This is a genomic window from Alicyclobacillus acidocaldarius subsp. acidocaldarius DSM 446 (genome assembly GCF_000024285.1).
GTDB lineage: Bacteria > Bacillota > Bacilli > Alicyclobacillales > Alicyclobacillaceae > Alicyclobacillus > Alicyclobacillus acidocaldarius.
Window position 1 is genome coordinate 2304764 of sequence record NC_013205.1, and the last position, 26048, is coordinate 2330811.

General features: G+C 62.4%; 23 protein-coding genes. 6 read left to right on the forward strand and 17 right to left on the reverse strand.

Annotated features, from left to right (window positions below):
• Nucleotides 1-156 precede the first annotated feature (156 nt).
• Nucleotides 157-303: a hypothetical protein gene (locus tag AACI_RS16775; RefSeq protein WP_218917083.1), complete on the forward strand. Its 147-nt coding sequence runs from the start codon at nucleotides 157-159 to the stop codon at nucleotides 301-303.
• A gap of 42 nt (nucleotides 304-345) precedes the next feature.
• On the opposite strand, the gene AACI_RS11120 is transcribed toward AACI_RS16775, so the two are convergent.
• On the reverse strand, nucleotides 346-1836 hold the full coding sequence (locus AACI_RS11120) for an amino acid permease (RefSeq protein WP_012811509.1): 1491 nt from the start codon (nucleotides 1834-1836) through the stop codon (nucleotides 346-348).
• A gap of 205 nt (nucleotides 1837-2041) precedes the next feature.
• Between AACI_RS11120 and AACI_RS11125 the strand changes: the two genes are divergently transcribed.
• Nucleotides 2042-2602 (forward strand): hypothetical protein, encoded by a 561-nt coding sequence (locus tag AACI_RS11125; RefSeq protein WP_008340175.1) that lies wholly within the window; start codon nucleotides 2042-2044, stop codon nucleotides 2600-2602.
• A 6-nt stretch (nucleotides 2603-2608) separates the two neighbouring features.
• Nucleotides 2609-3220, forward strand: coding sequence for a SpoIID/LytB domain-containing protein (locus AACI_RS11130; protein WP_012811511.1), 612 nt, complete (start codon nucleotides 2609-2611; stop codon nucleotides 3218-3220).
• Nucleotides 3221-3249: 29 nt separating this feature from the next.
• Here AACI_RS11130 and AACI_RS11135 read toward each other — a convergent pair whose 3' ends face one another.
• From AACI_RS11135 to AACI_RS11160, 6 genes are all read right to left on the reverse strand, one after another.
• Nucleotides 3250-3669 carry a putative iron-sulfur cluster-binding metallochaperone gene (locus tag AACI_RS11135; RefSeq protein WP_012811512.1) on the reverse strand — a complete coding sequence of 140 codons (420 nt, stop codon included), beginning with the start codon at nucleotides 3667-3669 and terminating at the stop codon, nucleotides 3250-3252.
• Nucleotides 3670-3681: 12 nt separating this feature from the next.
• Nucleotides 3682-5139 (reverse strand): hypothetical protein, encoded by a 1458-nt coding sequence (locus AACI_RS11140; protein ID WP_012811513.1) that lies wholly within the window; start codon nucleotides 5137-5139, stop codon nucleotides 3682-3684.
• Between the two features lie 6 nt (nucleotides 5140-5145).
• Nucleotides 5146-6003: a hypothetical protein gene (locus tag AACI_RS11145; protein WP_012811514.1), complete on the reverse strand. Its 858-nt coding sequence runs from the start codon at nucleotides 6001-6003 to the stop codon at nucleotides 5146-5148.
• A 149-nt stretch (nucleotides 6004-6152) separates the two neighbouring features.
• Complete coding sequence (locus AACI_RS11150) at nucleotides 6153-7931, reverse strand: ABC transporter ATP-binding protein (RefSeq protein WP_012811515.1); 1779 nt, start codon at nucleotides 7929-7931, stop codon at nucleotides 6153-6155.
• A complete protein-coding gene (locus tag AACI_RS11155; protein WP_012811516.1) occupies nucleotides 7928-9670 on the reverse strand; it encodes an ABC transporter ATP-binding protein in 1743 nt (580 codons plus the stop codon). Before AACI_RS11155 ends, AACI_RS11150 begins: the two co-directional genes overlap by 4 nt.
• A gap of 123 nt (nucleotides 9671-9793) precedes the next feature.
• Nucleotides 9794-11332, reverse strand: coding sequence for a Na+/H+ antiporter NhaC family protein (locus tag AACI_RS11160; RefSeq protein ID WP_012811517.1), 1539 nt, complete (start codon nucleotides 11330-11332; stop codon nucleotides 9794-9796).
• Nucleotides 11333-11375: 43 nt separating this feature from the next.
• Here AACI_RS11160 and AACI_RS11165 point away from each other — a divergent pair, with 43 nt between their 5' ends.
• Nucleotides 11376-11909 (forward strand): hypothetical protein, encoded by a 534-nt coding sequence (locus tag AACI_RS11165; protein WP_245530568.1) that lies wholly within the window; start codon nucleotides 11376-11378, stop codon nucleotides 11907-11909.
• Nucleotides 11910-11915: 6 nt separating this feature from the next.
• Here AACI_RS11165 and AACI_RS11170 read toward each other — a convergent pair whose 3' ends face one another.
• From AACI_RS11170 to AACI_RS11195, 6 genes are all read right to left on the reverse strand, one after another.
• On the reverse strand, nucleotides 11916-13691 hold the full coding sequence (locus AACI_RS11170) for a peptide ABC transporter substrate-binding protein (protein ID WP_012811519.1): 1776 nt from the start codon (nucleotides 13689-13691) through the stop codon (nucleotides 11916-11918).
• Between the two features lie 293 nt (nucleotides 13692-13984).
• Entirely contained in the window at nucleotides 13985-14947 is a 963-nt protein-coding gene (locus tag AACI_RS11175) for an ABC transporter permease (RefSeq protein ID WP_008341463.1), read from the reverse strand.
• 36 nt (nucleotides 14948-14983) lie between these two features.
• On the reverse strand, nucleotides 14984-15922 hold the full coding sequence (locus tag AACI_RS11180; protein WP_245530570.1) for an ABC transporter permease: 939 nt from the start codon (nucleotides 15920-15922) through the stop codon (nucleotides 14984-14986).
• A 13-nt stretch (nucleotides 15923-15935) separates the two neighbouring features.
• Entirely contained in the window at nucleotides 15936-17675 is a 1740-nt protein-coding gene (locus tag AACI_RS11185) for a peptide ABC transporter substrate-binding protein (protein WP_012811521.1), read from the reverse strand.
• A gap of 77 nt (nucleotides 17676-17752) precedes the next feature.
• Nucleotides 17753-18721 carry an ABC transporter ATP-binding protein gene (locus AACI_RS11190; RefSeq protein WP_012811522.1) on the reverse strand — a complete coding sequence of 323 codons (969 nt, stop codon included), beginning with the start codon at nucleotides 18719-18721 and terminating at the stop codon, nucleotides 17753-17755.
• 17 nt (nucleotides 18722-18738) lie between these two features.
• A complete protein-coding gene (locus AACI_RS11195) occupies nucleotides 18739-19704 on the reverse strand; it encodes an ABC transporter ATP-binding protein (protein ID WP_012811523.1) in 966 nt (321 codons plus the stop codon).
• A 459-nt stretch (nucleotides 19705-20163) separates the two neighbouring features.
• Here AACI_RS11195 and AACI_RS11200 point away from each other — a divergent pair, with 459 nt between their 5' ends.
• Together AACI_RS11200 and AACI_RS11205 are read left to right on the forward strand one after the other, a co-directional pair.
• Nucleotides 20164-20859 (forward strand): response regulator transcription factor, encoded by a 696-nt coding sequence (locus AACI_RS11200; protein ID WP_008341457.1) that lies wholly within the window; start codon nucleotides 20164-20166, stop codon nucleotides 20857-20859.
• Nucleotides 20860-20874: 15 nt separating this feature from the next.
• Complete coding sequence (locus AACI_RS11205; RefSeq protein WP_012811524.1) at nucleotides 20875-22164, forward strand: sensor histidine kinase; 1290 nt, start codon at nucleotides 20875-20877, stop codon at nucleotides 22162-22164.
• On the opposite strand, the gene AACI_RS11210 is transcribed toward AACI_RS11205, so the two are convergent.
• Genes AACI_RS11210 through AACI_RS11225 form a run of 4 tightly spaced genes read right to left on the reverse strand, consistent with a single transcriptional unit; the run spans nucleotide 22142 to nucleotide 25988 of the window.
• Complete coding sequence (locus tag AACI_RS11210) at nucleotides 22142-22921, reverse strand: lipoate--protein ligase family protein (protein ID WP_012811525.1); 780 nt, start codon at nucleotides 22919-22921, stop codon at nucleotides 22142-22144. The two genes, AACI_RS11205 and AACI_RS11210, sit on opposite strands and share 23 nt — an antisense overlap.
• 5 nt (nucleotides 22922-22926) lie before the next feature.
• Nucleotides 22927-24393 (reverse strand): sensor histidine kinase, encoded by a 1467-nt coding sequence (locus tag AACI_RS11215; protein ID WP_012811526.1) that lies wholly within the window; start codon nucleotides 24391-24393, stop codon nucleotides 22927-22929.
• On the reverse strand, nucleotides 24390-25055 hold the full coding sequence (locus tag AACI_RS11220; RefSeq protein WP_012811527.1) for a response regulator transcription factor: 666 nt from the start codon (nucleotides 25053-25055) through the stop codon (nucleotides 24390-24392). The genes AACI_RS11215 and AACI_RS11220 overlap by 4 nt, the downstream gene beginning before the upstream one ends.
• 21 nt (nucleotides 25056-25076) lie before the next feature.
• Nucleotides 25077-25988, reverse strand: coding sequence for a LysR family transcriptional regulator (locus tag AACI_RS11225; RefSeq protein WP_012811528.1), 912 nt, complete (start codon nucleotides 25986-25988; stop codon nucleotides 25077-25079).
• Between the last annotated feature and the right edge of the window lie 60 nt (nucleotides 25989-26048).

The window sequence follows — 26048 nt, forward strand, 5'->3', positions numbered from 1 at the left end:
CTATGCCACAGGTGCCTAGTCTCGTGCGCCCCATTCAGGTGAACGCTCGCCGCGTGAGAGGCGTCCTTAGGTTGTAGAAAAATCCCGAGGCGGCCGGCATCTAAAGTTTAATTCAAGGCAATTCGGTTAGACTGATTGTAGCAAGTTCTTTCATCGATGGATTCTGTCATTCGAGGTGCAAAGATGATGCTGACCAAAGTCGCGCTCATTCTCCTCTTCAGTTTTGGCATTATGGCTTTCAACCGGTACATGAAGAAACAAACCGAGCGAATCGAAGAAAAAATTCAGTCGAATCGAGCGTGAGGAAAGGCGGCCTTGTCGGCCGCCTTTTCCGCTTCTCACGGTTCACTCCTCAAACTGAACCTCCGCGAGCGGAATCACCTTGGTCTTCTTGACCCACTTATAGCCGAGCCACAGCACCACGAACAGCGGGATGCCGATGTAAGTCGCCACCACGCCCATCCAGTCGATCTTGCCGCCCGTGAAGATGCTCGTATCCTGGCCGATAATGACCACTGCGCACAGCGCCGCGGCGAACAAAGGGCCAAACGGATACCATTTCGCGCGGTAGACGAGATCGTCGAGAGAACGGCCCTGTGCCACGTACGCCTTGCGGAAGCGGTAGTGGCTCACGGCGATGCCGAGCCACGCGAGGAAACCGGTGAGGCTGGCCGCGTTCAACATCCACGTGTAAATCGCGCCGTTTCCGACGATGGACGACAAAAACGCCACGAAGCCGATGGCGGTGTTCACATACAGCGCGTTCATCGGAACGCCGTGGCGGTTGACCTTGGCGAACACCTTCGGCGCCTTCCCCTCGCACGCGAGCGCCCATAGCATGCGGCTCGACGCGTACAGCGATGAGTTGCCAGCCGACAGCACGGCGGTCAGGATGACCGCATTCATGACGCCCGCCGCAAAAGCGAAGCCGGCGCGGCGAAACACGAGGGTGAACGGGCTGATGGCCACGTTGTTCACGCTCGCGTTCAGCAGATTCGGATCGGTGTACGGAATGAGCATGCCAATGACGAAGATGGCCAGCACGTAAAAGAGCAGGATGCGCCAGAACACGGTGCGAATGGCGCGCGGCACGTTGCGCTCCGGGTGATCGCTCTCGCCCGCGGCGAGGCCGACGAGCTCCGTGCCTTGGAACGCGAAGCCGGCGACCATCACCGTGCTCAGAAAGCCGATCCACCCTCCGTGAAAGGGCGTGCCGCCCGTCATGAACACGTGCCAGCCGACCGGATGCCCGCCGAGAATCCCGAAGATCATCGCGAGACCCACGAGGATGAACGCGACGATGGTGATGACCTTGATGCCCGCAAACCAGTACTCGCCTTCGCCGTAGCCCTTCACGCTCACCACGTTGAGCAGGAACAGGAGCGCCAAAAATGTCGCGCTCCACACGATGGCAGGCACGTGCGGAAACCAGTACCTCATGACCATCGCTCCGGCCGCGAGCTCCGCGGGCAACGTCACCGTCCAGGTGTACCAGTAGTTCCAGCCAAGGGCGAAGCCGAGTGCCGGATCGACGAAGCGCGTGGCGTACTGTTCGAACGATCCGGCAATCGGCATGAAGGTCGCCATCTCACCCAGGCTCGTCATCACGAAGTACACCATGATGCCGACGATGATGTACGCGAGCAGCGCACCGCCCGGCCCGGCGGTGGAGATGGACGATCCGCTCGCGACGAACACGCCCGTGCCGATGGCACCGCCGATGGCGATCATCGACAGATGGCGCGATCGCAGGTCACGGCGCAGCCCCACCTCTCGCGAAGAGACGATGTAGGCGGGACGGGTCTTTTCCTCTCCCAATGCGCGATCTAGGCTCAAGTCGACGGACCCCTTTCTTCTTTTATAGCTTCATCGAGATAAAGCACTGCCACGTGAACATGCTATAGCGAATCTCCGTTCGACGCAACGAGAAATCGTTGCCTCCGTTCGACAAATTCGCTACGAGCGGCACATCATATTCGCACAAATTTCGGGCACCCTCCTTACGGGATGAGGACCAAGACCCAAAGGAGGGATATGACGCATGATCAGGCGGATTCTCCGCTACCTGGGATTTCTCGCGCTCGTTCTGTCCACGCTGGCGCCCGCGATGTCTCACGCGGCCACGGCCCACGCAAGCGACCGAGGAGAGATCGAATTTCGCGTCGGATCGTCTAACTCGACGACGGTCGCAGGGGCCCGAGTCATCGTCATCAACCACGAAGGAAAGGTCGTGTCCACAGGGCTCACCGACACGCAGGGCCTGTTTATCGCGCACGTGCCGATGTACAAGGCCAAGTGGAACGAACGGTATGACGCGAAGGGCGTCGTCAACGCCATCGTGGTTGCGGACGGTTACAACGAGCAGGCTGTCTTCGTGGTCCCGATCACGGAACACACCATTCAGCCCGTGATCCTGCAGCCCATTCGGCCGAACGCGCGCAACGCGCCGAGCGTCTCCTTGGGCAACTTCAGTTCGTACGATCTCGCGGGCTACATCGATCGGTACGCGTCCGAGCTGCACCTGAAGCGCCAGGGTCCCATCCCGGGTGAACCCAGTTACTCGCCCTGGAGTGCACAACAAGCAACCGCATCCTCGAGGTGATCGCGCATGACCTGGCTTCGACGCATCGGCTTCACGCTGGCGGGGGCCGCGCTCGTCACCGGATGGTCGATCGCCCCGCCCGTGCACGCACAGACTATCTTCAACACGCCGTATCCCACAGTCATCCGCGTGGCGATACGGGCGTACAACAACCCGACCGCGCCCATCTTGTACGTGCAGACACTCGGATTTGAGGAGTACTGCGAAGATGTGCTTCCGAACGAATGGGTCCCGAGTTGGAACGAAGAGGCGCTGAAGGCGGGCGCGATCGCGGTCAAGATGTTCGCGTGGTACTGGACGCTCCATCCGCGCACCGAAAACGGATGGACGTACGACGTGGACAACACAACCAACTACCAGACGTTCAAGTACCTGAGCGGCCACTATAAGACGGACCTGGCCATTCAGCAGACGTGGAACATGGTCTTTGTGCCGCCGGACGGCTCCATCAAGCCGCTCGAGTATCGGCAGGGCTCCGCGCACCGCCCGGGCTACGCGTACATCGGCACCTACATCATGTCTCAGTGGGGCACAGAGTACTGGGCGAAGGTGGCCAAGCTTCCTTTCACCCAGATCCTGAGCCTCTTCTACCCCGGATATCAAGTCCGATGGGTGTGAGGCACAGGATCATCGACCGCGTTCACAGGCTACGAACTGGCGCGAGCGTTCGCGAGAACGGCCTTGACGTTGCCGAGGCAACACGCGCCTTGCGGATTGCGGAGATCACAGGCGCATCGGCGCTCGCGCACCTGCTCTTCGATATCCTCGTCCGGGCGAGCGCCTTGATGCAAGGCCGCGACAAGCGACTCGCGCGTCCAATCGAAGCAATAGCACACGGGCGCGTCAGCTGACGCGTCCTTTTGAAACACGCGTTGCCTGACATCGGCGACGCGAAAGACCTGATCCGGCGCGAAGTACACGACATCGCAGTCAGCGGAAGCGCAAAAGTGAAAATCGTCATCCGGCCGGAGTCGGCGGAGCGCAGCGCCCGTGAGCATCGCCTTGACGGTGCGAAGCGCGACCCGGCGTGCCGGTTCATGACATGCGGGACAAACCATGGCTGCCATTGGCGAACCTCCTCAGCCCGTGGTGGACGCGTTGCGGACGAAGATGTCCGCCACGTTGTCCGAATAGACGAGCGTCCAATTTGGATTGTTTTCCAAATACGTCGTCAGGCTGTATCCGGGCGGCAGCATGGCTGACTGAAAGTGATACTGTTGCAGCAGCGCGGGCGCATCGGGCGCCAGATTCTGCAGATCCATGTAGTTGGCGAACACGCCGGATCGCAGATAGATGTCCGTGCGCCCGTCCACGAATGTGGGCACGCCGCGGTAGATGAGATACCCACCGAAGTCGTACGCATTCAGGAGCGGCCCCGGAATGTGATGGGCCTTCAGGTAATCGACCGCCGCCACCGGGTACGCGTTTGGGTTCATGTGCGCGGAAACCGGACCCTCGATGCTCGGCATGTGAAGCCCAAAATCGGCGATCTCGCCGAGCATCGCCGCGAGCCAGACGAAGCGGAGCAGGCGCCTGGGGCGCAGGAGCACGCGCAGCCAGTCGAAGCTGAGCAGCGCGATCAGCGGCGCGCCCGCGATGGCGAGGTACGGCATGAACCGCTGGTACACGAGCGTCAACGCGAAACAGGCGAAGAAGTAGAGCACGTATTTCCAGGGCAACTTGCGGCTGCGCGCGATCGCGACGAGCACAATGAGCACGAGAAAAGGAATGACGCCATACTTGTAGTACTGGCTGTGAAAGTTGGGAGAATGCCATTCGTTGATGGAATTCACCATGAGCGCATTGTTGGAGAGCAGCGCATAGGTGAATTCATGAATGCCGTTGGGGTTCAAAAGCCCGACGCCCACGCACGCGGCGGCGACGGCGATGAGCAAGGCGCGCGTTCGCATCGGCAGCGGTTGTCCCTGAAACCGCCCGATGGTCGGCAGGAAGGAGACCAGCACTTCGAACAGGATCATCGCGATGCCAATCGACACGCTGGCATGCGCGTTGGCCCAGATGAGCGTGAGCGGAATCAACAGAAACGCGTAGCCAATACTCCCCCTCCGGACGCGCTCGAGCAGGAGAAGAAATAGAGCAAACATCGTGTACGAGACGAGCTGCGGGCGCACCACCCAAAACGGCATGCCGGCCGCGACGGCGAGCGCCGCGCCGATGGCGGAGAAGACAGCGTTGCCGCGGGACAACCGCAAGCACAACCGATATACGAACCACACCGTCAACGTCTGAAGCCCCACCAGGATGCTGTACACGCCCGGGAAGCCAAAGTGCTGCGCGCACCACGCGAGCACGACCTCAAACAGCCACTCCTGCGTCACCCAGGGTTGTCCACGCATGGACCATGAAAAGGGATCGTGCGTCGGCACGTGATGATGAGCGAGGATCCAGGCGCCCGTGGCGAGATGCCAGGGCGTGTCGGGATCGGATAGAGCAGCCGAAGCCGAATAGGCAAAGTAGAGCAGCCAGCCAAGCAGGATAACCGCATCCAGTCGAAGCCACGATGCGACACGAGCCAAACGTCCTCACGCCTTCCGCATACGGAGATCGATGTACATGACGGCCAGCGCCACAAATCCGAACGGCACCACGATGAGCGAGGCCAACACGGCGACCACGACGCCGAGGCCCGGAATCACAGCGAAGACGCTGCCCACAAGCAGGAGAAACCCATCCGCGGCCGATAGAATGAAGGACAACGCGAGAAAAAAGCCGACGAGCCGCCACACCTCGCCCTTGGTCAGCTCAAACGACCGGCGCAGCGCCGCGGCGTATCCGCGCTTCTCTTCTGCAATGACATACGGGACGAACGCCGCCTTGACACAGTACCAAACCGAGCCCGCGAAGGCGGCCAAGAGGCCGATGACCCCCACGATGACGCCGAGCACCTGCGAAACACTCGCCGCAATTCCGGCGCACAGGCCGATCACCCACGATGCGACGAGGGCCGCGACGCCATACAGCCCGTAGACCATCAGCAGCGTCACAAACGACATGGGCCACTTGCGAAACGCGTCATTCCCCGCCTCTTGCACCGGCACGTCGAACCCGTGGACTACCATGCCGACGGTGACCCGGCTCGTCGCAATCGCCATGAGCGGCAGCACCACGAGCGAGTACAGCAAGATGACAAACGGCATCCAGGTCGTGTACGCCGGCGGAATGGCCGCGATGGCTTCGCTCACCGAATGCGCCTCTTGGACCTTCGCCATCCAATTCGCGGGCACCGCGCCGAAAAACCTCAGCTGCACGTACGCGTTGATGATATCAAACGGAAGAAGAAACACGAGCGAGATGCCCATCAGCGATCGAAACCGCTGGCGATAGGCGGACAGCGAGATGCGGAAGATATCTCCTAGCGTGAACTGCGTTCTGGGCGTCACCGCGATTCCTCCCGCCGGAAGGTTGCACGTTCCTTGCCAAAACGTCCTTACCATCATAGCACAGAGGTGGGCGCGCGTCTGCGCCCACCACAGCTTCGGCCCCGCAGTTCGTCACGTCGGCGCCCACCGCGGCTTCGGCCCGAACTTCGTCACGAAAACAGCCGCGATTCCACGCCACTCTCCGCGTGAAGCCTCGCGTACAATCCCCCGAGCCGCACCAACTCGTCGTGGCGCCCGCGCTCCACGATCCGGCCGCGATCGAGCACCAGAATCTGATCGGCATGGCGAATGGTCGCGAGCCGATGAGCGATGACGAGCGTGGTGCGCCCCTGGCTCGCCGCCCTGAGCCCCTGCTGCACCCACTGCTCCGTCTGGCTGTCGAGGTTCGCGGTGGCCTCGTCGAGGATCAGCACACGCGGATCGAGCGCGACAATCCGGGCAAACGCGATGAGCTGCCGCTCGCCCATCGAAAGGTTGGCGCCCCGACCGTAGATGAAGGTGTTGTAGCCATCCGGCAATTTCGCGATGATGCGATCCGCCCCCACCGCGCGCGCCGCCTCCTCCACGCGCTCATCCGAGATGTCCGAGCGGAACAAGCGGATGTTGTCGCGAATGGTGCCCGTGAACAGATGCACCTCCTGCTGCACGATCCCGACGAACCGATGCAGCGCGTCCTGCACGAGCGATCGCACCGGCACCCCGTCCAACAGCACGTCGCCTTCGTCGGGATCGTAGAAACGAAGCAGGAGGCTCATCAGCGAGCTCTTCCCTGCCCCCGTCGGTCCGACGATCCCGACGAACGATCCGGGCTCTGCGACGAACGAAACGTCCCGCAGGACGGGATGGCGCGGATCGTAACCGAACGTGACGTGCCGGAACTCCACGCGGCCGCGGGCATCGGGCGGCAGCGGGACGGGGCGCTCGGGATCCAGCACCTCGGGCTCCATTTCGAGGATCTGGCCAATGCGCTCGGCGGCGACCATGGCCGACTGGAGCGTGTTCCACTGCTGCGTCATGGCGTTGATGGGTTGGAAGAACTGCTGAATGTAACGGATGAACGCGTACAAGGTGCCAAACGGGATGGTGCCGCCGAGCACCGCCGTTCCCCCGATGTACACCACGGCCGCCACGGACAGGTTGCCGAGCATCTCAAAGGTCCGGTTGAACCAGACCGACGTGAAGTACTCCCGGATGTTGGCGTCCCGATGTTGCCCGGCGAGGTCGCGAAACTTCTCCGCCTGGCGCGCCTCCTGGCGGAAGAGCTGCGTGATCCGCATGCCGGCCAGGTTCTCGGCGAGAAACGCGACCATGCTCGCGAGCAGCGTGCGCGTGCGCTGGTAGCGGCGCCGAAGCGCGCCTCGGAAGCCCGCGGCGACGGCGAAGATGACAGGCACGAGCACGAGCGAAAAGAGGCCCATGCGCACGTCCAGGCGAAACATGGCGATGAGGATCATGAGGATGGACAAGCCGTCTCGAATCATGCTCAAAAAGAAGTTGGTGAAGAACTGGTTGACCGTCTCGGTGTCGTTCGACACGTTCGCGACGAGCGCGCCGACGGCGCGGCTGTCGAAAAAGCGCATGGACTGGCGCTCGATGTGTTGAAAGAGCCCCACGCGGATGCTCCGGATGACGCTCTGCCCGGCCCTCTGCAGCAGCGTGATCTGCAGGTAGTTCGCCGCGACGCCCGCGACAACGACGCCGATGTACAGCGCCGCGATGTCCAAAAGCCCTCGCGGATTCGGATGGTGGCTCGAAATATCCTGGTCGATGGCGATTTTCACGAGATACGGCTGCATCACGCTCGACGCGTTGAACACGATGACGAGCGCCATGACGCCCACAAACTGCCACGCATACGGCCACGCAAAGGGCAATAGCCGCGCGAGCGACTTCAAGCTGGGCGACGAAGATGGGCTCTCCCGCTTCACGAGACCTCCTCCTCCCTCGCCTGCAGCCGATACATCTCCGCGTAGATGCCGCCTTTCTGAATGAGATGGTCGTGCGTCCCCTGTTCGGCGATCCGCCCTTCGTCCATGACGATGATCCAGTCTGCGTCGCGCACGGCGGATAGCCTGTGCGCGATGATCAATACCGTGCGCCGACGGCGCATGGCCCGAAACGAGGCGAGAATCCGTTTCTCGGTCTCCATGTCCACCGCGGACAGGCTGTCGTCGAGGATGAGGATGGGCGCGTCCTTCAGCCAGGCGCGCGCGATGGCCGTTCGCTGGCGCTGTCCGCCTGAAAGCGTCACGCCGCGTTCGCCGACGATGGTGTCATATCCATCCGGGAACCGGGCCACATCGCCCTCGAGGCAAGCCGCCCGAGCCGCGGCCGCGACGTCTTCGTCTGTCGCATCCGGCCGCCCGAAGGCGATGTTCTCCCGAAGCGTGGTCGAAAACAAAAATCCGTCCTGCGGCACAAACGCGATGGCCTTCCGCAACTGTTCAAGCGACAGGTCGCGGACATCGCAGCCGTCGATCCGGATGGCTCCCGGAGGCGGATCGTAGATGCGGGGCAAGAGGCTGACGAGCGTCGTCTTGCCGGACCCTGTGCGCCCCACGATGCCAAGGGTCTGCCCGGGCCGGACGCTCAGATGAATGTCTCGGAGCACAGGGCGCTTTCCGTCCGGATACGTGAAGGCGTCGAGGTGGATATCAATCTCGCCCTCGATCTTGTCGAGGCGCACGGGATGCGGCGGGTCCGCCACGGAAGGCTTTTCTTGCAGCAGAAGATCGAGCCTCGCCATGGACGCGGACGCGCGCTGATACGAGTTGATGACCTGGCCAATCTGCTGAAGCGGCACGACGAGCTGACCCAAATAGAGCGTGAACGCCACAAAGGAGCCAATCGGGATCTCGTGCCGAATCGTGAGCCATCCCCCGTAAAGGAGCGCGATCCCGAACGCGACCGAGCTCGCGGTGGGAATGATCGACTGGAACGCGGCCTGCTTGCGGACGAGCGACATCTGTTCGGACACGATGTGATCGACGCGATCGGCAAATCGCGCAACCTCGATGGGCTCGTTAGCCGTCGCCTTCACCAGCCGAATGGCCGTGAAGCTCTCTTCCGCCAGTTCCGACATCGACGACAGCGCCTCCTGCACCTGCCGCGAAGACGCGCGCACCTTCGGGCCGATCCACACGACGAAGAATGGGATCGACACAAGCGGGATCATGCTGAGGACGGTGAGCTTAAAGCTTACGGTGGTGAAGGTCATCACGAGCGTCGCGATAAGTAGAAACACGGCGTTCGTGAGGATGTTGAGCCCACCAGAGAGGGCCTCGCGGACCTGCTGCACGTCGTTCATGGCGTGACTCAACAAGTCCCCAATGCTGCGCCGGCGGAAGTAGTCGACGTCCATCTTCTCCCAATGCGCGAACAATTTTGTTCGCAGCAAGTACTCGAATCCCCGGGCCGCCCGGCCGTTTTGCGACTGGCCGATGCCGTAGAAGAACACGTACAGCGTGCCCACAGCCATGAGGACCAGCGCATACATGAAAACGCCTCGGCCGCTCAACCGATGCGCGCTCAATGCGTCGGTGAAGCGGCCGAGCACGTTGGGGAATTGAACGAAAATCCACTCAGAGATGAGAATGGAAAGCGTCGATCCGACATAGCCGAAGCGATGCTCCCACAGGTACGACTTCAGCAGCGATTGCGGGCGCATAGGACATCACCTTCCTCCACTCCGGTCGTCAGCCCTATTACGATACCGCAGCCATTCGTCCCCAGCAAGAGATGAATGCCGCCACTTCACGTGCGCGAAAAGGACCATGCCCCAACGCCCGTGTCACCGCGCGATCTCGCCGAGCAGAAAGTACCCTATCGCACACGCCGCAACGGGGATGAGCGCCGTCTTCAGCTTGTAGTTGGCATAGTCCATGACAGGCACCTTCATCACGGTGGCCATCGCGACCGTGTTGTCGCTCAGCGGCGAGACGAAGCCGCCGAACGTGCCGCTCGCGAACACGGCGCCCGCCGCGATGGCGAGACTCCCCGCGCCGCCCTGGGCAAGCGAGAACGCGAGCGGCATCAGAATGGCCCACGTGCCGAAAGAACTTCCGAGGACGTAGGAGATGAGACATCCAAACACGAAAAGCGCCGGAATGATGAACGATCTCGGCACGTATTGGACAATCTCCCGCTGGCAGAACTGCGCAAAGCCGAGATCGGACGCCACAGCGGAAACCGCCCAGATGAGCGCCAACAGGACGATGACGGGCATCATCTCGTTGCCGCCCTGCAAAAAGCCCACCATGATCCGGTTGAGCGGCGTGCCACGGACGGCGTACAGCAGGGCCATCGCGACGACCGTGAGCACGAGCGCCTCGAGCATGGCCTGGGACGCGTTGGCCTGGACGAACGCCTGGGCGAGCGTGCGGCCGGGTGCGTAACCGGAAATGACGGTGAACGCGAGCGTGCTCGCCAACAGGAGCGCAAGCGGAAGGATGAGGTTCATGGCGGAGGGATGCGCGCGCTTCGCGAGCGCCTCGACGGGATCGGGCACCTCCTCGCCCGATTCCTCACGGCGGCGCATGCCCCGCTGCACCGCGGCATCCTGCGGAAAGCCGATGGCCCCGGCTTCGAGCGCGAAGGCTCCTCGGCGCTCGTGCGCCAGGAGGAGAGAGCGGGCTTCCGCGCGATCCGGCATGGCGCCAGTCGTTCGGGTCGCCGTCCGCACCTGCGCCGAGAAGCGGAAAAACGTGAGGAACGCCCCCATCAAGAGCATCGCCCAGGCAAAGAAGTTGTACGGAATGGTGGCGAGAAACAGCGCGTACGGAGACACCGCCCCGGCGTGGTGCGCGGACGTGTGCATGAGGCCCACCATGTACGCGACGAACGCCGTTCCGATGGGGACCACGGCGCAGAGCGGCGTGGCCGTGACGTCGATCGTGAACGCCACTTGTTCCTTTCGGATGCGGAAGCGTTCGAAGACGCGGCTCACAATGGGCGCGACGGTCAGGATGCGGAAATCGGGCGCCATGAAGGTGAAGAGGCTCGACAGCCAGGTGAACAGAAAGGCGCCTCGCGGCGAGCGAATCCGCGCCTCCATCCAGCGGCTGAATCCCTTGACGCCGCCCGAAACGCGCAAAAGGCCGACAAAGGAGCCGAACAGGTAGAGAAAGAGAATGAGGCTCACGTTGCCGGAGAGCCCGACCTCGCGGCCGATGTAGGCGATGGCGGCCTCGAGCCCGGCCAACGGGCGGGGGTGTTCGATGTAGCAGCCGACGAACAGCCCAAGCGCGAGTCCCAAAATCACCTGTTTTGTCAGAAGCGCCACGGGGATAATGACGATGAACGGCACGATGGATGCGAACGATCCGTGCATGTTGAACCTCCTCCCTGCGTCTTTCCACAGTGTCCTCCAAATCGTGTCCGACATACTTCAGGGAGGGGGAAACCTCGTGCGCGGCGTGATGGACCTCGACATCATGGAAGCGTGCAGCGTGTTGTCCTCCATCAGCACGCTCGCCATCGCCCTCACGTCCTGGTACCAGATCCGGCGCGATACCCTGATCGGCTACGTGCCGATGGTCGTGATCGACGACTTCGCATGGAGCGATGGAAGACTGGTGGCGCAAATCCGAAACTACGGCACGGGGCCAGCGCTGGATGTAAAGCTGTGGGGGATGCGGGGGCGAGACGCCGTGCCCATTGCGCCGATGGTCGACGGGCGCCGCGTGACCGGGCTTCATCTCGCACCGGCCGAGGCCAAATGCGTGCATCTCGTGGCAACCAGGCCATCCAGCGAGCGGGGGAGGGCAGACGTGCCGGAGGAGATCCGCATTCGCTACTATTCCGTGCGAGGTCGGACGTTTGAGGGGCGCGCGGAGATTCCGCAGGACCTGCGGAACGTCGAGCCCCAAAGCGAACTCGGGCAAGCCGGATGCGACTTGCCCGAGTGAGAGGCGTCACTTGCTGGAGGACATCCAGATGTAGTTGAGGAGCGAATACCCGGTTGTCGGATTGAGCACCTGCGTCGTGGCATTGTGCACGTTTGGGGCGATAACCGTGATGTTGGCCGGGACGTTCTGCCACAGCACGGGTAGCTGTTTCGCGATATAGTCCTCGTACGCGAAGAAGTTCTTCATGTTCTCGGCCTGCGAGGAGACCGGCTCCGTCGTCTTCGCGATGAGCTTGTCGGCCGTCGGATCGTTGTAACCGAAGTTGTCCAGGCCGCCGGGCTCGAACAACTGCTCGCCGGATGGATAGGATCCGCCGTACGTGATGCCCGTGCCGGCCGCCGCCGCCCACTTGCCGGGGTTCTTGGTGTCGCTCATGATCCCAATTTCCTGGTTGAACGGCATCTGCTGCAGCGTCACGTCCACGCCGATTTGCTTCCAGTCCTGCTGCACGAGCTCCGCCTCCTGCAGCGTCGACTCAGATCCGGAGGAGACGAGCATGGTGAACTCGAGCTTCTGGCCGTCCTTCGTCATGACGCCGTTTTCCAACTTCCAGCCGTCCGACTCGAGCAGCTGTTTCGCCTTCGCCGGGTTGTAAGCGAACAGATTGTTGAGCGAGGGATCGTAGAACACCGTCTTCGGCTGCGCGGGAATCGGCCCGTAGAGGGGCGGCGCGAACCCGTGATAGATGTCCTGGTCAATCTCATTCTGATTCATCGCGTACTCCAGCGCCTCGCGGACCTTCAGGTCGTTGAACGCGCTATAGAGCGGCGAACCCTTCTGCAGGTTCAACTCGATGAAATCGTAGCCAAAGTTGTAGGCAGGCACAATCTTGTAGCCGATCTTCAGCAGGCTGCCGCGAGACGCCCACTGCGCCGGATCGAGATATCCCAAGTTCACGGCGCCACTGCGAAGCGCGGCAAACTCTGCGTCGGCCGAGCCCTCGTACTGGAAGATGAGCTTATCCAGCGTGCTCTTGTGACCCGCGAACGTCGGGTTTGGAACAAGCACCCACGCCTGACTCTGCTTCGCGCTCACGAGTTTGAAAGGCCCATCCACCACGGTGAAGAAGCTCGGATTGGTGGCCTCTTTGCCAAGGTACGCGATCTCCTGCGCCATATTGTTGGGGTACTTGTTCCATGCGTGCTCAGGCAAAGCCGTGAGCTGACCGATGCCGTTGTAGATGAACCACTGCTGGTTCGCGGGCTTCTTGAGCGTGATCTGCACCGTGTACTTGTCGAGCGCGACGACGCTCTTGACGTTCGCCGGCACACCGCCGGAACCAGCGGCGTAGTTGGGCCAAGGCGGCACGTTCGACTCGTCCGTCGCTTTGATCAAGTCGTAGTCCCATACAACATCCTGCGCGGTCACAGGTTTGCCGTCCGACCACACCCAGTTCTTCTTCAGGTGAATGGTGTACACCGTACCTGAGGCGTTGTAATCGATGCTGCTGGCAAAGCTGTCGTTCCAATCAATGGCGTAGTTGCTGCCAATATAGATGACGCCCGGATAGAGAAGAATTTGCAATGCTGCGTTGTAAACGCTCGCGTTAGCCGAATTCGTCAGCGGCAAATACCAGTTGATGTTCGTGGACGGCGCGAGAGCTACCACGAGCGTGCCGCCCTTCTGGGGTTGTTGGGTGGTGGTCTGCGTGCTGTTCGTGGTGGAGTTCGACGACGTATTCTGCTGCGTTCCACAGCCCGCGATGATACCGGCGCCCAGCGCCACAGTGACGGCCGCTGCTCCAAGCCGCGTCGACCACCGACGCTTATTCTGACGAGCCATGCTAACCCCCCTATACGGTCTGCACTCCGAATGTTCGAATTCGCAGACTCTTTATTTGACTTTTGACTTTCGATAAGCTCATCCTACGAGCATTCAGACAGCTTGTAAAGGCCGTGTAACGATACATAAATTGGTATACAACGGGTTTCAAGTTTCAGATCCCGCGCCACGTCTGGGTTTTGCCGATTGTCCATGCAACCAGCGCAAATCTAAGAATTCTCTAAGAATACCACACAACACAAAAAGAAAAGGCGCAGAGGCCATAGAACCGCCCACTGCGCCGCACCATTGCGTTACGACATCGACTCGAGGCTGATCCGCGGATCGACCAGGCTGTACAGGATGTCCGCCAGCAGGTTGCCGATGATGGTCAACGCGCCGAGGAACATCGTCACGCCCAGCAACACGGGATAGTCCAGCGTGCCGACGGCGTTCCAATACAAGAGGCCCATGCCCGGATAGTTGAAGATCTCTTCGATGAACAGCGCGCCAGCGAAGAGCGCCGGGAACGACAGGCCAAAAAGCGTGATCTGCGGCAGAATCGAGTTCCTTAACACGTGACGCCACAGCACCTGCGACTCGCGCAAGCCTTTGGCTCTTGCCGTGCGGACGTAGTCCATGAGAAGGGTCTCGCGCACGGACGAGCGCATGTAGCGCGAGTAGCCAGCCAGGGTGACCAGTGTCAATGTCGCGGCGGGCAGGATCAGGTGATGCAGCCAATCCCAGAAGCCCGGATTCGGGTCCTGCGGGTTCACCACGCCGCCGGACGGAAACCAGTGCAACTGGATGGAGAAAAACATCACCATCAGGATGCCCAGCCAGAACGACGGCATCGAGTAGAAGAAGTAGTTCAGCACGGTGATGATGTGATCGGCGATGGTGTTTTCGAAGTACGCCTGCACTGTGCCGATGAGCATCGCGAACAGCTGTGCGAAGATGGTCGCAATCAAGACGAGCGACAGCGTGTTTGGCAGCGCGTGCCCAATGAGATACGTCACCGGCTCCGTGTAGTTATACGAGTATCCGAGGTTGCCGTGGAGAATGTTCCACAGCCAGATCAGATACTGCATGTAAAGCGGCTTGTTCAGGCCGAGCGACTGCGCCAGGGCAGCGGCCCGCTGCGGCGTATAGTGCTGGCCAAGCAGAATGCGGACCGGGTTGCCCGGGACGATGTGGAGCAGGATGAACGTGATAATGGAAATTCCAATGAGCGACGGAATGGCCTGCAGGATGCGGCGCACAATGTAACTCAGCACTCGGGCTCACCCCACTTCCGTGATCGACTTGCGCCATCAGTCGGTGCGCGTTTCAAGCGCATGGCGCAGGCCATCGCCGATGAAGTTCACGAACAGCTGCGAGCACAAGATCAGAATGCCTGGCGGATAGATGAGCCACCACGCGTTCTGGAAGATGTAGTTCATCGCAGCCGACAGATCGGCACCCCAGTTCGGCGCCGGGGGCGGCAACCCGAGTCCCAGGAATGATAGACCCGCAATCGAGAGAATGGAGTCTGCGACTGCGAAGGTCGTGGTCACCAACACGGTTCCGATAAAGTTCGGAACCAGATATTTGGTCATCAGCCGCCACGTTCGCACGCCCGCCAAGAGCGCCGCCTCGACGTACGTCTCGTTCTTGATCTTCAACACTTCACCGCGGACGATACGGCTCACGCCGAGCCAGCTGGTCGCAGCGAGCACGAAGATCATGAGACCCACGTTCGGTTTGAACGTCGCGTTCAGGAACAGCAGGATGAAGATGCTCGGAATGGACAGCAGGATGTCCACGATACGCATCAGGACGATGTCCACCCAGCCGCCCGCGAGCGCGCTCACCATGCCGTACAGCGTTCCAAACGCCATCGCGACGAGAGCCGACAGGAAGCCGACTTCGAGCGACGCCTGACCGCCCACCATCATGCGCGCGAGCACGTCGTGACCCGCGTCGTCCGTGCCCAGCGGATGCTTGGCGCTCGGCGGTTGGAGCAGCGCGGTGAAATCCCCCTGCGTCGGACTGACGTGATAGAGCAGCGGGCCCACGAAGCAGAAGGCAAACAGGAGCACCATGCCGATCACGCCAATCGAGCTCAGCGGATACCGCCAGAACCGCTTCCACGTGCGCCACTTCGTGGCCTGCACGCGCGGCTCGCCTGCGGAATTTGTCACCTGCGTCTCTGTGACCACGCCTTTCCCTCCCTTCTGCCGCGCGGCTGGTACCCCCAGCCGCGCTGTCATGATGGATTCCTCTTTACTTGGACATCCAGATATAGTTAAGGAGCGGATAACCGGTTGTCGGATTCAGGTACTGCTCGGTCGCGTTGTGCACGTTCGGCGCGACGGCGATGAGACTCGCGACGCCGTTCGTCCAGAGCACCGGCACCTGCTTCGCGCAGTACTCCTCGTATGCGAAGAACGCCTTGAGCGACGCCTCCTGCGACGGCGCGGGCGATGTGGTCGCGGCGATGAGCTTGTCGAGCACCGGATCGTTGTAGCCGAAGCCGTCAAGCCCGCCGGGCTCAAACAGCTGCTCACCGGACGGATACGATCCGCCATACGTGATGCCGGTGCCTGCCGCGGCCGCCCACTTGCCAGGATTGGACGTGTCCTGAATGATCCCGAAGATCTCGGACAGCGGCATCGGCTTCAGCGAAATCTGCACGCCGATTTGCTTCCAATCCTGCTGAATGAGCTCCATCATCTGCGTCGTCGACTGCGTGCCACTCGGATAGATGACCTGGAACTTGAGCTGCAATCCGTTTTTGGTCATCACGCCGTTTTGCATCTTCCAGCCGTCCGACTCCAGCAACTGCCGCGCTTTCGACAGGCTGAACGGAAAGAGCGGCTTCGCGAGATTCGGATCGAAGAAGATGGTCTTCGGCGTCGTCGGGATCGGCCCGTACTGCGGCGGCGCGAAGCCGTGATAGATGTCCTGGTTGATGGCGTTCTGGTCAATCGCGTACTCGAGCGCCTGTCTCACCTTCACATCGCTGAACGCGGCGTACATAGGCGAACCCTTTTGCTGGTTGAGCTCGATGAAGTTGTACCCAAAGTTGTACGCCGGCGTAATGGTATAGCCAGACGACGTGAGCGACTGACGCGATTCGTACTGCGACAGGTCGAGATATCCCAGGTTCACCGCGCCGGTCTTCAGCGCCGCGAACTCCGCATCGTTGGTCGCTTCATACTGGAAGATCAGCTTGTCGAGCGTGCTCTTATGCCCGCCGAACATCGGGTTGGGCACGAGCGTCCAGGACTGACTGCTCTTTGCGCTCTGCAGCTTAAACGGCCCGTCGACCACCGTGAAAAACGCTGGGTTCGTCGCTTGCTTGGCCAGGTAGATGATCTCCTGCCGGATGTCGTTCGGGTACTTGTTCCAAGCGTGCTTCGGCAAAGCCGTCAGTTGCCCGATGCCGTTGTAGATGAACCACTGCTGGTTCACCGGCTTCTTCAGCGTGATCACGACCGTGTACGGATCCTTCGCCACGACGCTCTGGACGTTATCCGGCACGCCGCCTGCGCCCGCGTTGTAATTGGGCCACGGCGGAGGCGCGTCCTTCGCGTCGGTCGCCTTGATGAGCTCGTAGTCCCAGACGACGTCATCCGCGGTCACTGGGTGGCCGTCCGACCACTTCCAGTTCTTCTTCAGCGAGATGGTGTACACCGTACCCGCCTGATTGTACGTGATGTTCTCGGCGAAACTGTCGGCGTAATCGATCTGGTACTGATGGTCGATATAGATCACGCCGGGATACAGCTGCGTGTACAACTGCGCGTTGTACAGGCTCGCGTTGCCCGCGTTCGTGATGGGCAAGTACCAGGTGATGTTGGTCGCCGGCGGCAGGGCGTAAATCAGGGTGCCGCCCTTTTGCACACCGGTCCCACCGGTCCCCGCCGCGTTTTGCGGGCTCCCGCCGCCGCAGCCCACCACAGCGCCGAGCGCCACCATCGCCGCCAATCCGCCCGAGAGCACCTGCGCTTTCCGCTTCATGCCACTTCCCCCTTTGACGAACCCTGAGACTAGGGTCTCGAAACCGGGAGAAGTTCATGCACACCGAAAGCCCACGCTCACCCGTGAAGGTGACAGGCGACCCAGTGGTCCGGGTGCACCTGGACCGGCTTGGGCATCGTCTGCCGGCAGACGTCCATCACCCGCGGGCAACGCGTGTGGAACGGGCAGCCAGACGGCGGATTCGCCGGGCTCGGCACGTCGCCCTGCAGAATGATCCGCTCGCGCCGCTTCGTGCGCCTGGGCTCGGGCGCGGCCGAGAGAAGCGCCTGCGTGTAAGGATGCAGCGGATCCTGATACAGCGAGTGCTTCGGGCCGATCTCGACCAGATGTCCCAGGTACATCACGCCGACGCGATCGCTGATGTGCCGGACGACAGCCAGGTTGTGCGAGATGAACAAATACGACAGGTTGAACTGGTGCTTCAGGTCCATCAGCAGATTCAGGATCTGAGACTGAATCGACACGTCGAGCGCCGACACGGCCTCGTCCGCGACGATGAGCTTCGGGTTCAGCGCGAGCGCGCGCGCGATGCCGATGCGCTGGCGCTGGCCGCCGGAAAACTCGTGCGGATAGCGGTTGATGTCGCTCGCACGCAGGCCGACGGTCTGGAGCAGTTCACCCGCCCGCTCAAACGCCTCCGACTTCGACAGCACCTTGTTGACGATAAGCGGCTCCGCGATACTCTCGCCGACCGACATGCGCGGGTTCAGCGAGGCGTACGGATCCTGAAACACCATCTGCGACTTGCGCCGGCTGGCCCGGAGTTCCTCGCCCTTGGCGTGGGTGATGTCTTTCCCGTCCAGGATGATCTTTCCGGAGGTCGGCGTCGTCAGCCGCATGATCATGCGGCCCGTCGTCGATTTGCCGCAGCCCGACTCGCCGACGATGCCGAGCGTCTCGCCCGGCTTTACCTGAAAGGAGACGCCGTCCACGGCGCGGACGTAGCCGACCGTGCGCTTCAGGACGCCGGACTTGATCGGAAAGTACTTTTTCAGATCCTGGACTTCGAGCACGTACTCGCTCATGCGCTCCCTCCTTTCCCTCACACGAGATCGCAGCGAACCATGTGACCCGGGGCCACTTCGCGCAACTCGGGCATCTTCTCGAAGCAGGACGGTTTCGCGATGGGGCAGCGCTCAGCGAATCGGCAGCCCTTCGGGAAGTTCGCCGCGCTCGGCACCGTGCCCGGGATGGAGTAGAGCACGTCCTTGTCCTCTTCGAGCGACGGGATGGACTCCATCAGCGCTCGGGTGTAAGGATGTTTGGGCTCCGAGAAGAGCGTGTCCGCGTCGACGGACTCCACCACCTGGCCGGCGTACATCACCACGACGTGATCGGCCATGTCGGCCACGACGCCGAGGTCGTGGGTGATGAGGATGATGGAGGTGTTCGTCTCACGCCGCATCTTCTTCATGAGATCGAGCACCTGGGCCTGGATGGTCACGTCGAGCGCCGTGGTGGGCTCGTCCGCGATGAGCAGCTTCGGCTCGCAGATCATCGCCATGGCGATCATCACGCGCTGCCGCATGCCGCCGGAGAGCTGATGCGGATACTCGCGCACAATCTGCTCGGCGCGCGGGACGCCCACGAACTTGAGCATCTCCACGGCGCGATCGAGCGCCTCCCGCTTCGGCACGCCGCGGTGCCGAACCAAAACTTCCGAAATTTGCGTGCCAATGCTCAGCACGGGGTTGAGCGCCGTCATGGGCTCCTGAAAGATCATCGCGATCTCGCTGCCGCGCAAGTCCGCCATTTCGCGGTCGCTCAGCTGCAGGAGATCTCGGCCGTCGAACAAAATCTGCCCGCCGACAATCTTCCCGTACGGCCGAGGCACGAGCCGCATGATGGACAGCGACGTCATGCTCTTGCCGCAGCCCGACTCGCCCACGATGCAGACAACCTGTCCCCGATCGACCTCGATGTCGATCCCGTCGACCGCTTTGACCGTCGCCTGCTTGCTCACGAAGTACGTCTTCAAGTCGCGAATCGCGAGGAGCGGTTCGGCCACGTCTTGCCCCTCCCATCTGTCGAAGAATGTCGAATCACCTTTCGATTTCGGAACCTGTATGACAACGTCACATGAGTGCATTCAAGTCTCGTCGCGCGTCCGAAATCGTCGGTACCCTGCACGCACCGTGCCTAGTATAGCGCAAATTGTATCGACGGCCATCCCCGGTGTAAAGGAGCGCGACAGGCACGTCCCTCACGTTTTTCCACCGGGTTGCGACGAGAATCGCGAACTTTCGCCGCTTTCTCCGACTTTCGTAGGAAAGTAAGAATTCTCTTAGCCTCCGTGACACCGTTTCGCGCGGCGAATGCGGCAAGAAATCTTACGAAAGCGCAAACATTCGGACATCCCCCGATCCCGCCGCAGGGTTGCATTCCGCCATTCAAGCGGCGTTCAATCCTGCAGTGTACAATAAAAGCGGTCCAGTCCGAGGTACGGAACCATGCGGGAGGTTATCCGATGCGCATCTTGCTCGTCGAAGACGAGGTGCGGCTCGCGTCCGCACTCAAACAACTTCTCAAGGAACACCAGTATGCGGTCGACGTCGCCCACGACGGCGAAACCGGCTGCGATCTCGCCCTCACGGACAGCTACGACCTCGCCATCCTCGACATCATGCTGCCGAAGATGAGCGGCCTCGACATCCTGCGCGCCATGCGCAAGGCGGGCCTGCAAACGCCCGTGCTGCTCCTCACGGCCAAGGACACCGTCGAAGACCGCGTGACGGGCCTCGACGCCGGGGCCGACGACTACCTGGTCAAGCCGTTTGACAACAAGGAGCTTTTGGCGCGCGTGCGGGCCCTCTCTCGGCGCACCGGCCAGATTGCGGGCGGCGACGCCATCGAGGCGGGCCCGTTTCGACTCGATCTTAACACTCGAACGGTGACGCGCAACGGGGAACCCTTGGCGCTGACGGCCAAAGAGTTCCAGCTGCTTGAGCTGTTCATGCGCAACCCCAACAAAGTGTTGTCCAAAGAGGTCATTCTCGATCGCGTCTGGGGACCGGATGCGGACGTGATCGGCAACGCGGTGGAAAACTACGTGCACTTCTTGCGGAAAAAAATCGACGAGCCCGACCTGCCGTCGTATATCACCACCGTGCGAGGCGTGGGATACATGTTCCATCCGGACCCGGCGGCGGGCCGCAAGGCGTGAGAAGGGACGTGCGGCTTGTTTAAGCGACTGAGCCTCCGGCTGACGCTATTGACCGTCGTCCTCTTGGTGGTCCTGTACAGCATCACGTCGCTCGCACTCTACGGGATTATCCGGGGATTCGTGATGCGAAGTATCGACTTCAATCTGCGCCAGGCGGCCTACCGCGTGGCCAACACGGCCGTCTTGACGGGCATTCCGAGCTTCGCCTCCACCGGATCACCCGAGATCAACTTCGTCCTCGCGGACAACGGCGTCTACACGTCCATCGCGGACCCGGACCTGGCGAGCGCGCTGGAAAATCGTCTGAACCGAGCCGTGGACCGGCCGACGTTCTTCAATTTCACGTACCAGGGCGAGCATTACCGCGTCTACGACCTGCCCATCGCCGCCGGATCCGGCGGGCCGGCCTACGTCGCCACGATCCTCGACGACACGCAGACCGTGCGCGCCATGAGCGACCTGCGCTCCGTGATCGTCATCGTGGGGCTGTTTGGCATCTGCGGGGCGACGCTCGTCGGCTTCATCTTGTCCGATCGCATGCTTCAGCCCATTCGCCGGGCGTTTCAGCGCCAGCTCGAGTTTGTCGCGGACGCCTCGCACGAGCTCAGGACGCCGCTCGCGGTCATCCAGTCGAACCTCGGCATTGTGATGGAACACACGGACCAAACCGTCGAGGAAAACCTGGAGTGGCTGAACAACGCCCACGGCGAGGCGCGCAGGCTCGCGAAACTGGTGCAGGATTTGCTCACGCTGGCGCGGTCAGACTCCGAGCGCATGCCGGTGGAACGGCGCCCGGTTGCGCTCAACGACCTGCTCGAGCGCATCCACGATCTGTACGAGACCATCGCGGAGATGCGCGGCATTGAGCTCACCGTGCGCGCGGAGGAACCGCTCGTCGTCTTGGGCGATCGCGACCGGCTCCATCAGCTCTTGGTGATTTTGATCGACAACGCGATGAAATTCACGGATGCGGGCGGCAAGGTCGAAATTGCCGCGACGCGCAACCGGAATCAGGCGATTCTGTCGGTCCGCGACACGGGCATCGGCATCGCCAAGGAGCATCTGGAGCGCGTGTTCGACCGGTTTTACACCGTTGACACGGCGCGATCGCGCCACGGGGAGGCCAAGGGGACGGGACTTGGGCTGTCCATCGCCAAGTGGATTGTGGAAGCGCACGGCGGCCGAATCTCCATCGCGAGCGAGGGCATTGGCAAGGGGACGACGGTCCGCGTGGAACTGCCGCTTTCGCCCAAGCGAGCCGCCGGATCGGACGAGGGCGACGTCACGGCGAAAAGCGAGGCGTGACGCCGACCTCCGGCAGGCGCTTGAGGAGGAATTCCACCAGCGAAGCCTTCGCCTCGCCGCTCGTCCAAGGCTCGCGAGACGCCTCGGCCAGGGTCGTCGCCTTATCCCGCTCGATGCGCACCTCGTCGCGCCCGGCGTAGCGGTAGAAGCGCTGAATGGCGGCGATGGCGGCGTCGAGATTGGGCGAAACGCTGATGCAGCCGTGCGCGAGCACGTAGCCGGGGTGGCGCGACGCCATGCCCGCCAACCCCCCGCGCCAGGCCTGCGCCGTACCCACGACCTTCCGTCCGCCAATGGCGACGTTGTAGTTGCCGTCGCAGTAGGCCCCAGGGACGTCGGTCATCTCGGCGTCGAGCCCGAGGCCCCGCAGCCACTCGACGAGCGGCTGACATAGGATGCGATAGTACCTGTCCGTCGTCGCGCCCTCGGCCTGGCGCGGAAAGATGAGGGACAAATTCAGCATCCCTTTGCCGTGCGGCACGGCGGTCCCGCCCGTGGAGCGCACGAAGAGCGGCCATCCCTCCGACGCCATGCGCGCCATGGCCGCCTGACCGGCCGGACCAGCCACGTCTCGGCGGCTGACCACGAGTCCCGTCACGGGCAGATGGCGCCACACGCGCACGACAGGCAGTCTCTCTTGGTGCGCCACCTGATGGCCAAGCTTGTCATCGTGGAGGATGTTGTCGAGCGGGGAGATGGACACCTCCTCGATCGACAACTCCACTTCCCTGGGCCACAGCGCATCCCACGATGTCATCTTCCTCACCCTCCCGAAGCGCGCCCTTGGCCGACGAGCGGCAGGACAATCACGACGGTCGTGCCCTTGCCGACGGCGCTGCGCACGTAAATCTGTCCCCCGTACCGCTCGACCACCTGCTTGGAAATGGCGAGCCCGAGTCCGGCACCCTGCCCCTCGCGGCGCGCGGCCTCTCCGCGGTAGAACCGTTCGAACACGTGTGGCAACACGTCCTCCGGGATGCCCTCGCCGCTATCGGAGACCGTGATGCGCGCCGTCGTGGCCTCTTCGCGCGCCATGAGCCGAATCCAGCCGCCCTGCGGCGTGTGGCGCATCGCGTTGTCCACGAGCCCCACCAGCACCTGCCGCAGCCGATCCGGCTGAATCGCGACCCGCCCGCCGCTGGTCAGGTGCACGCTCACCTCGATCTCCAAATCCGGTCGCAGCACGAGCGCGTCATCGCGCAGGCGCGCAAACATCTCGTCCATCTCGGCCTGCCCCATCCCGCCGCCCACCGGAAGCTCATCCACCTGATCCAGGTTCGAGAGGGCGAGGAGTTCATCCACAAGCCGCTGCAGACGCCCGACCTCGAGCACGATGTTTCGCACCGCAGGTTCCCACACGTGCGGATTGTCCCGCCCCCATCGGCGCAGGAGGTTCGCATGCCCCGCGATGATAGCGAGCGGCGTGCGCAGCTCGTGCGACGCATCCGCCACGAAGCGGCGCTGCTCGTCCATCGCCACGTCGATTCTGTCCAACATCTGATTCACCGACTCCTGAAGCGACATGAGTTCCGGCGGCAAGTCCGAAAACGAAAGCCTGCCCGCCCTGCGCCACTCCACCTGTTGGATGCCCGCCATCAACCGCGCAAGCGGGCGAAATCCCCGCTCGATGAGCACGCGCATGCCCACGGCGAACAGCGCAATGACGGCCGCGTCCAGCACCACGAACACCGCGAGCATGTGGAGCGCCGCCTGGCGGATGGGATCGAGCAGGGTAAAAATCGACAGTTGACCGTAGCCCCCGTTTTCGAACCGCACGCCCTCGGTGAGGGCCAGCACCCGATGATACCCGTTTTGGTCTTGCCACGCATACGGGTAACTCCAGTGCGGTTTCGTGAAGTTCGGACCCTGGGCCGGCATCGGCACCCGCGACGCAATCTCGTCCACCACCGGCCCCGTGAAGACCGGGCCCATGATCTGAAACAGCACGTCGCCCTGCGCGTCGGTGAGGCGGATGACGGAGTCGGTCGCGGCGGCGTATCGGTCCCACGTGGTGGTGACCGCCTCCTCGGCCAGCCGATCCGCGCCCTGTCCGAGAAGCGTCGCCATCTCGAGCTCCATAATGCGCTTTTGGCCAATCAGGCTCGTGGCCTCATACGAGACCATGAACACCACCGTGAAGACGAGCAGAACCACCGCGCACCACAGCGTGCTCCAGACGAGCAGCGTCCCCTCGATGCTCCGCCGATGCGCTCGTGTCGCCCACCTCATGTCTCCTCGACCTCGAGCCGGTACCCCTGCCCGCGCACCGTCTTGATGTACCGCCGCTCGGGATCCAACTTCTGACGAAGATAGCCGATATACACATCCACCACGTTGGTATCCCCGGGCGCCTGAAATCCCCATACGCGCTCCAGCAGTTCCTGCCGGGAACACGTCCGATTCACATTGCGCAGCAGGTAGAGCAACAGGTCGTACTCCCGCGCGGTGAGATCGACCTCTTGACCCCGATACACCACTCGGTGCGCGTCGAGATGGACCGTCGCCTCCCCAAACCGAAAGGGAGCGCCATTTACCTCATACCGGCGCCTGATGGCCCGAATGCGCGCCCACAGCTCCTCGATGGCAAACGGTTTGACCAGGTAATCGTCCGCGCCCGCGTCGAGGCCGCCCACCCGGTCCGCCACCGCTCCTCGCGCCGTGAGCATCATGATGGGGACGTTCGAAAACCTGCGCACCTCGCGGCACAAATCCACGCCGCTCATGCCCGGAAGGACGATGTCGACGAGCAGCAAATCGTACGGCTCCGATCTCGCCCGCTCGAGCGCGGTCTCCCCATCCATCGCGACGTCCACCTCGACGCCAGACAATTCCAGCTCCAAGCGCAGAAATTCCACCAGCCCGGGCTCGTCCTCGACAATCAGGACCCGCATCGCTTCATCACCGCCCTCATCTTACCGCAATTCGGACGACGACGCCGCTCCCACCGACGCGAGCCACTCGATGAATGCGCGCGCAGCCGCCGGGATGTGCGATTCCTTGCGCCAGACCAAGGTCACGGTGCGCTGGCCGAGATCGCAGCCCACGATATGGACGAGTTTCAATCGGCCCTGGGTCACATCGTCCGCCACCGCCGGCCAAGGCACGACCGCCAGGCCGAGTCCCGCCTGCACGAACCGGTTCATCGCCTCGAGGCTGTCCGTTTCCATCACCGGCGGGGCGGGCCGTTCCACCCCAGCGCGATGCAGAAGATCGTCGATCTGCCGCCGCAGTCCCGACTCGCCGTGCATGACCACCAACGGATACTGGGCCAGCTCGACGATGGTCGCGCGCTTGCCCGCGAGCGCGTGGTAGGAAGGCGCCACGGCCACGAGCTCGTCGCGCCAGAGCGCGACCTGTTCCACGCCCGCCTCGTCTTCCGGGGGCGTCGTCACAATGGCGAGATCGACCACGCGCGATGCGAGGCGCTCGAGCGTCACTTTGGACGATCCCGTCACCACCTGGAACCTCACGCGCGGGTGCATGGACGCGTATCGAGCCACCATCGCAGGCAGGCGGTACAGCGTGGGGGAGAGCCCCGCTCCCATGCGCACCAGGCCCGCCTCCGGATTCGACATCTCGAGGAGCGACTCCGCCAACTCCTCCTGCTTGCGCAGCACTTCAAGCGCGTACGCGTGCACGCGCTCACCGGCGGGCGTCAGCGCAAGCCGTTTCCCGCTCCGGTCAAAGAGCGCCTGCCCGAAGTGGCGCTCCAGTTGCTGAATCTGGCGCGTCACGGTTGGTTGCGTCACGTGGAGCGCTCGGGCCGCCTCGGACACGCTTCCGAGCGAGACCACGGTGACCAACGCCCGCAGGGCCTCAAACATGTCCATCACTCCATACAAGTTGAGCATGAAAATGATACATATCATTCATTTTACACATGG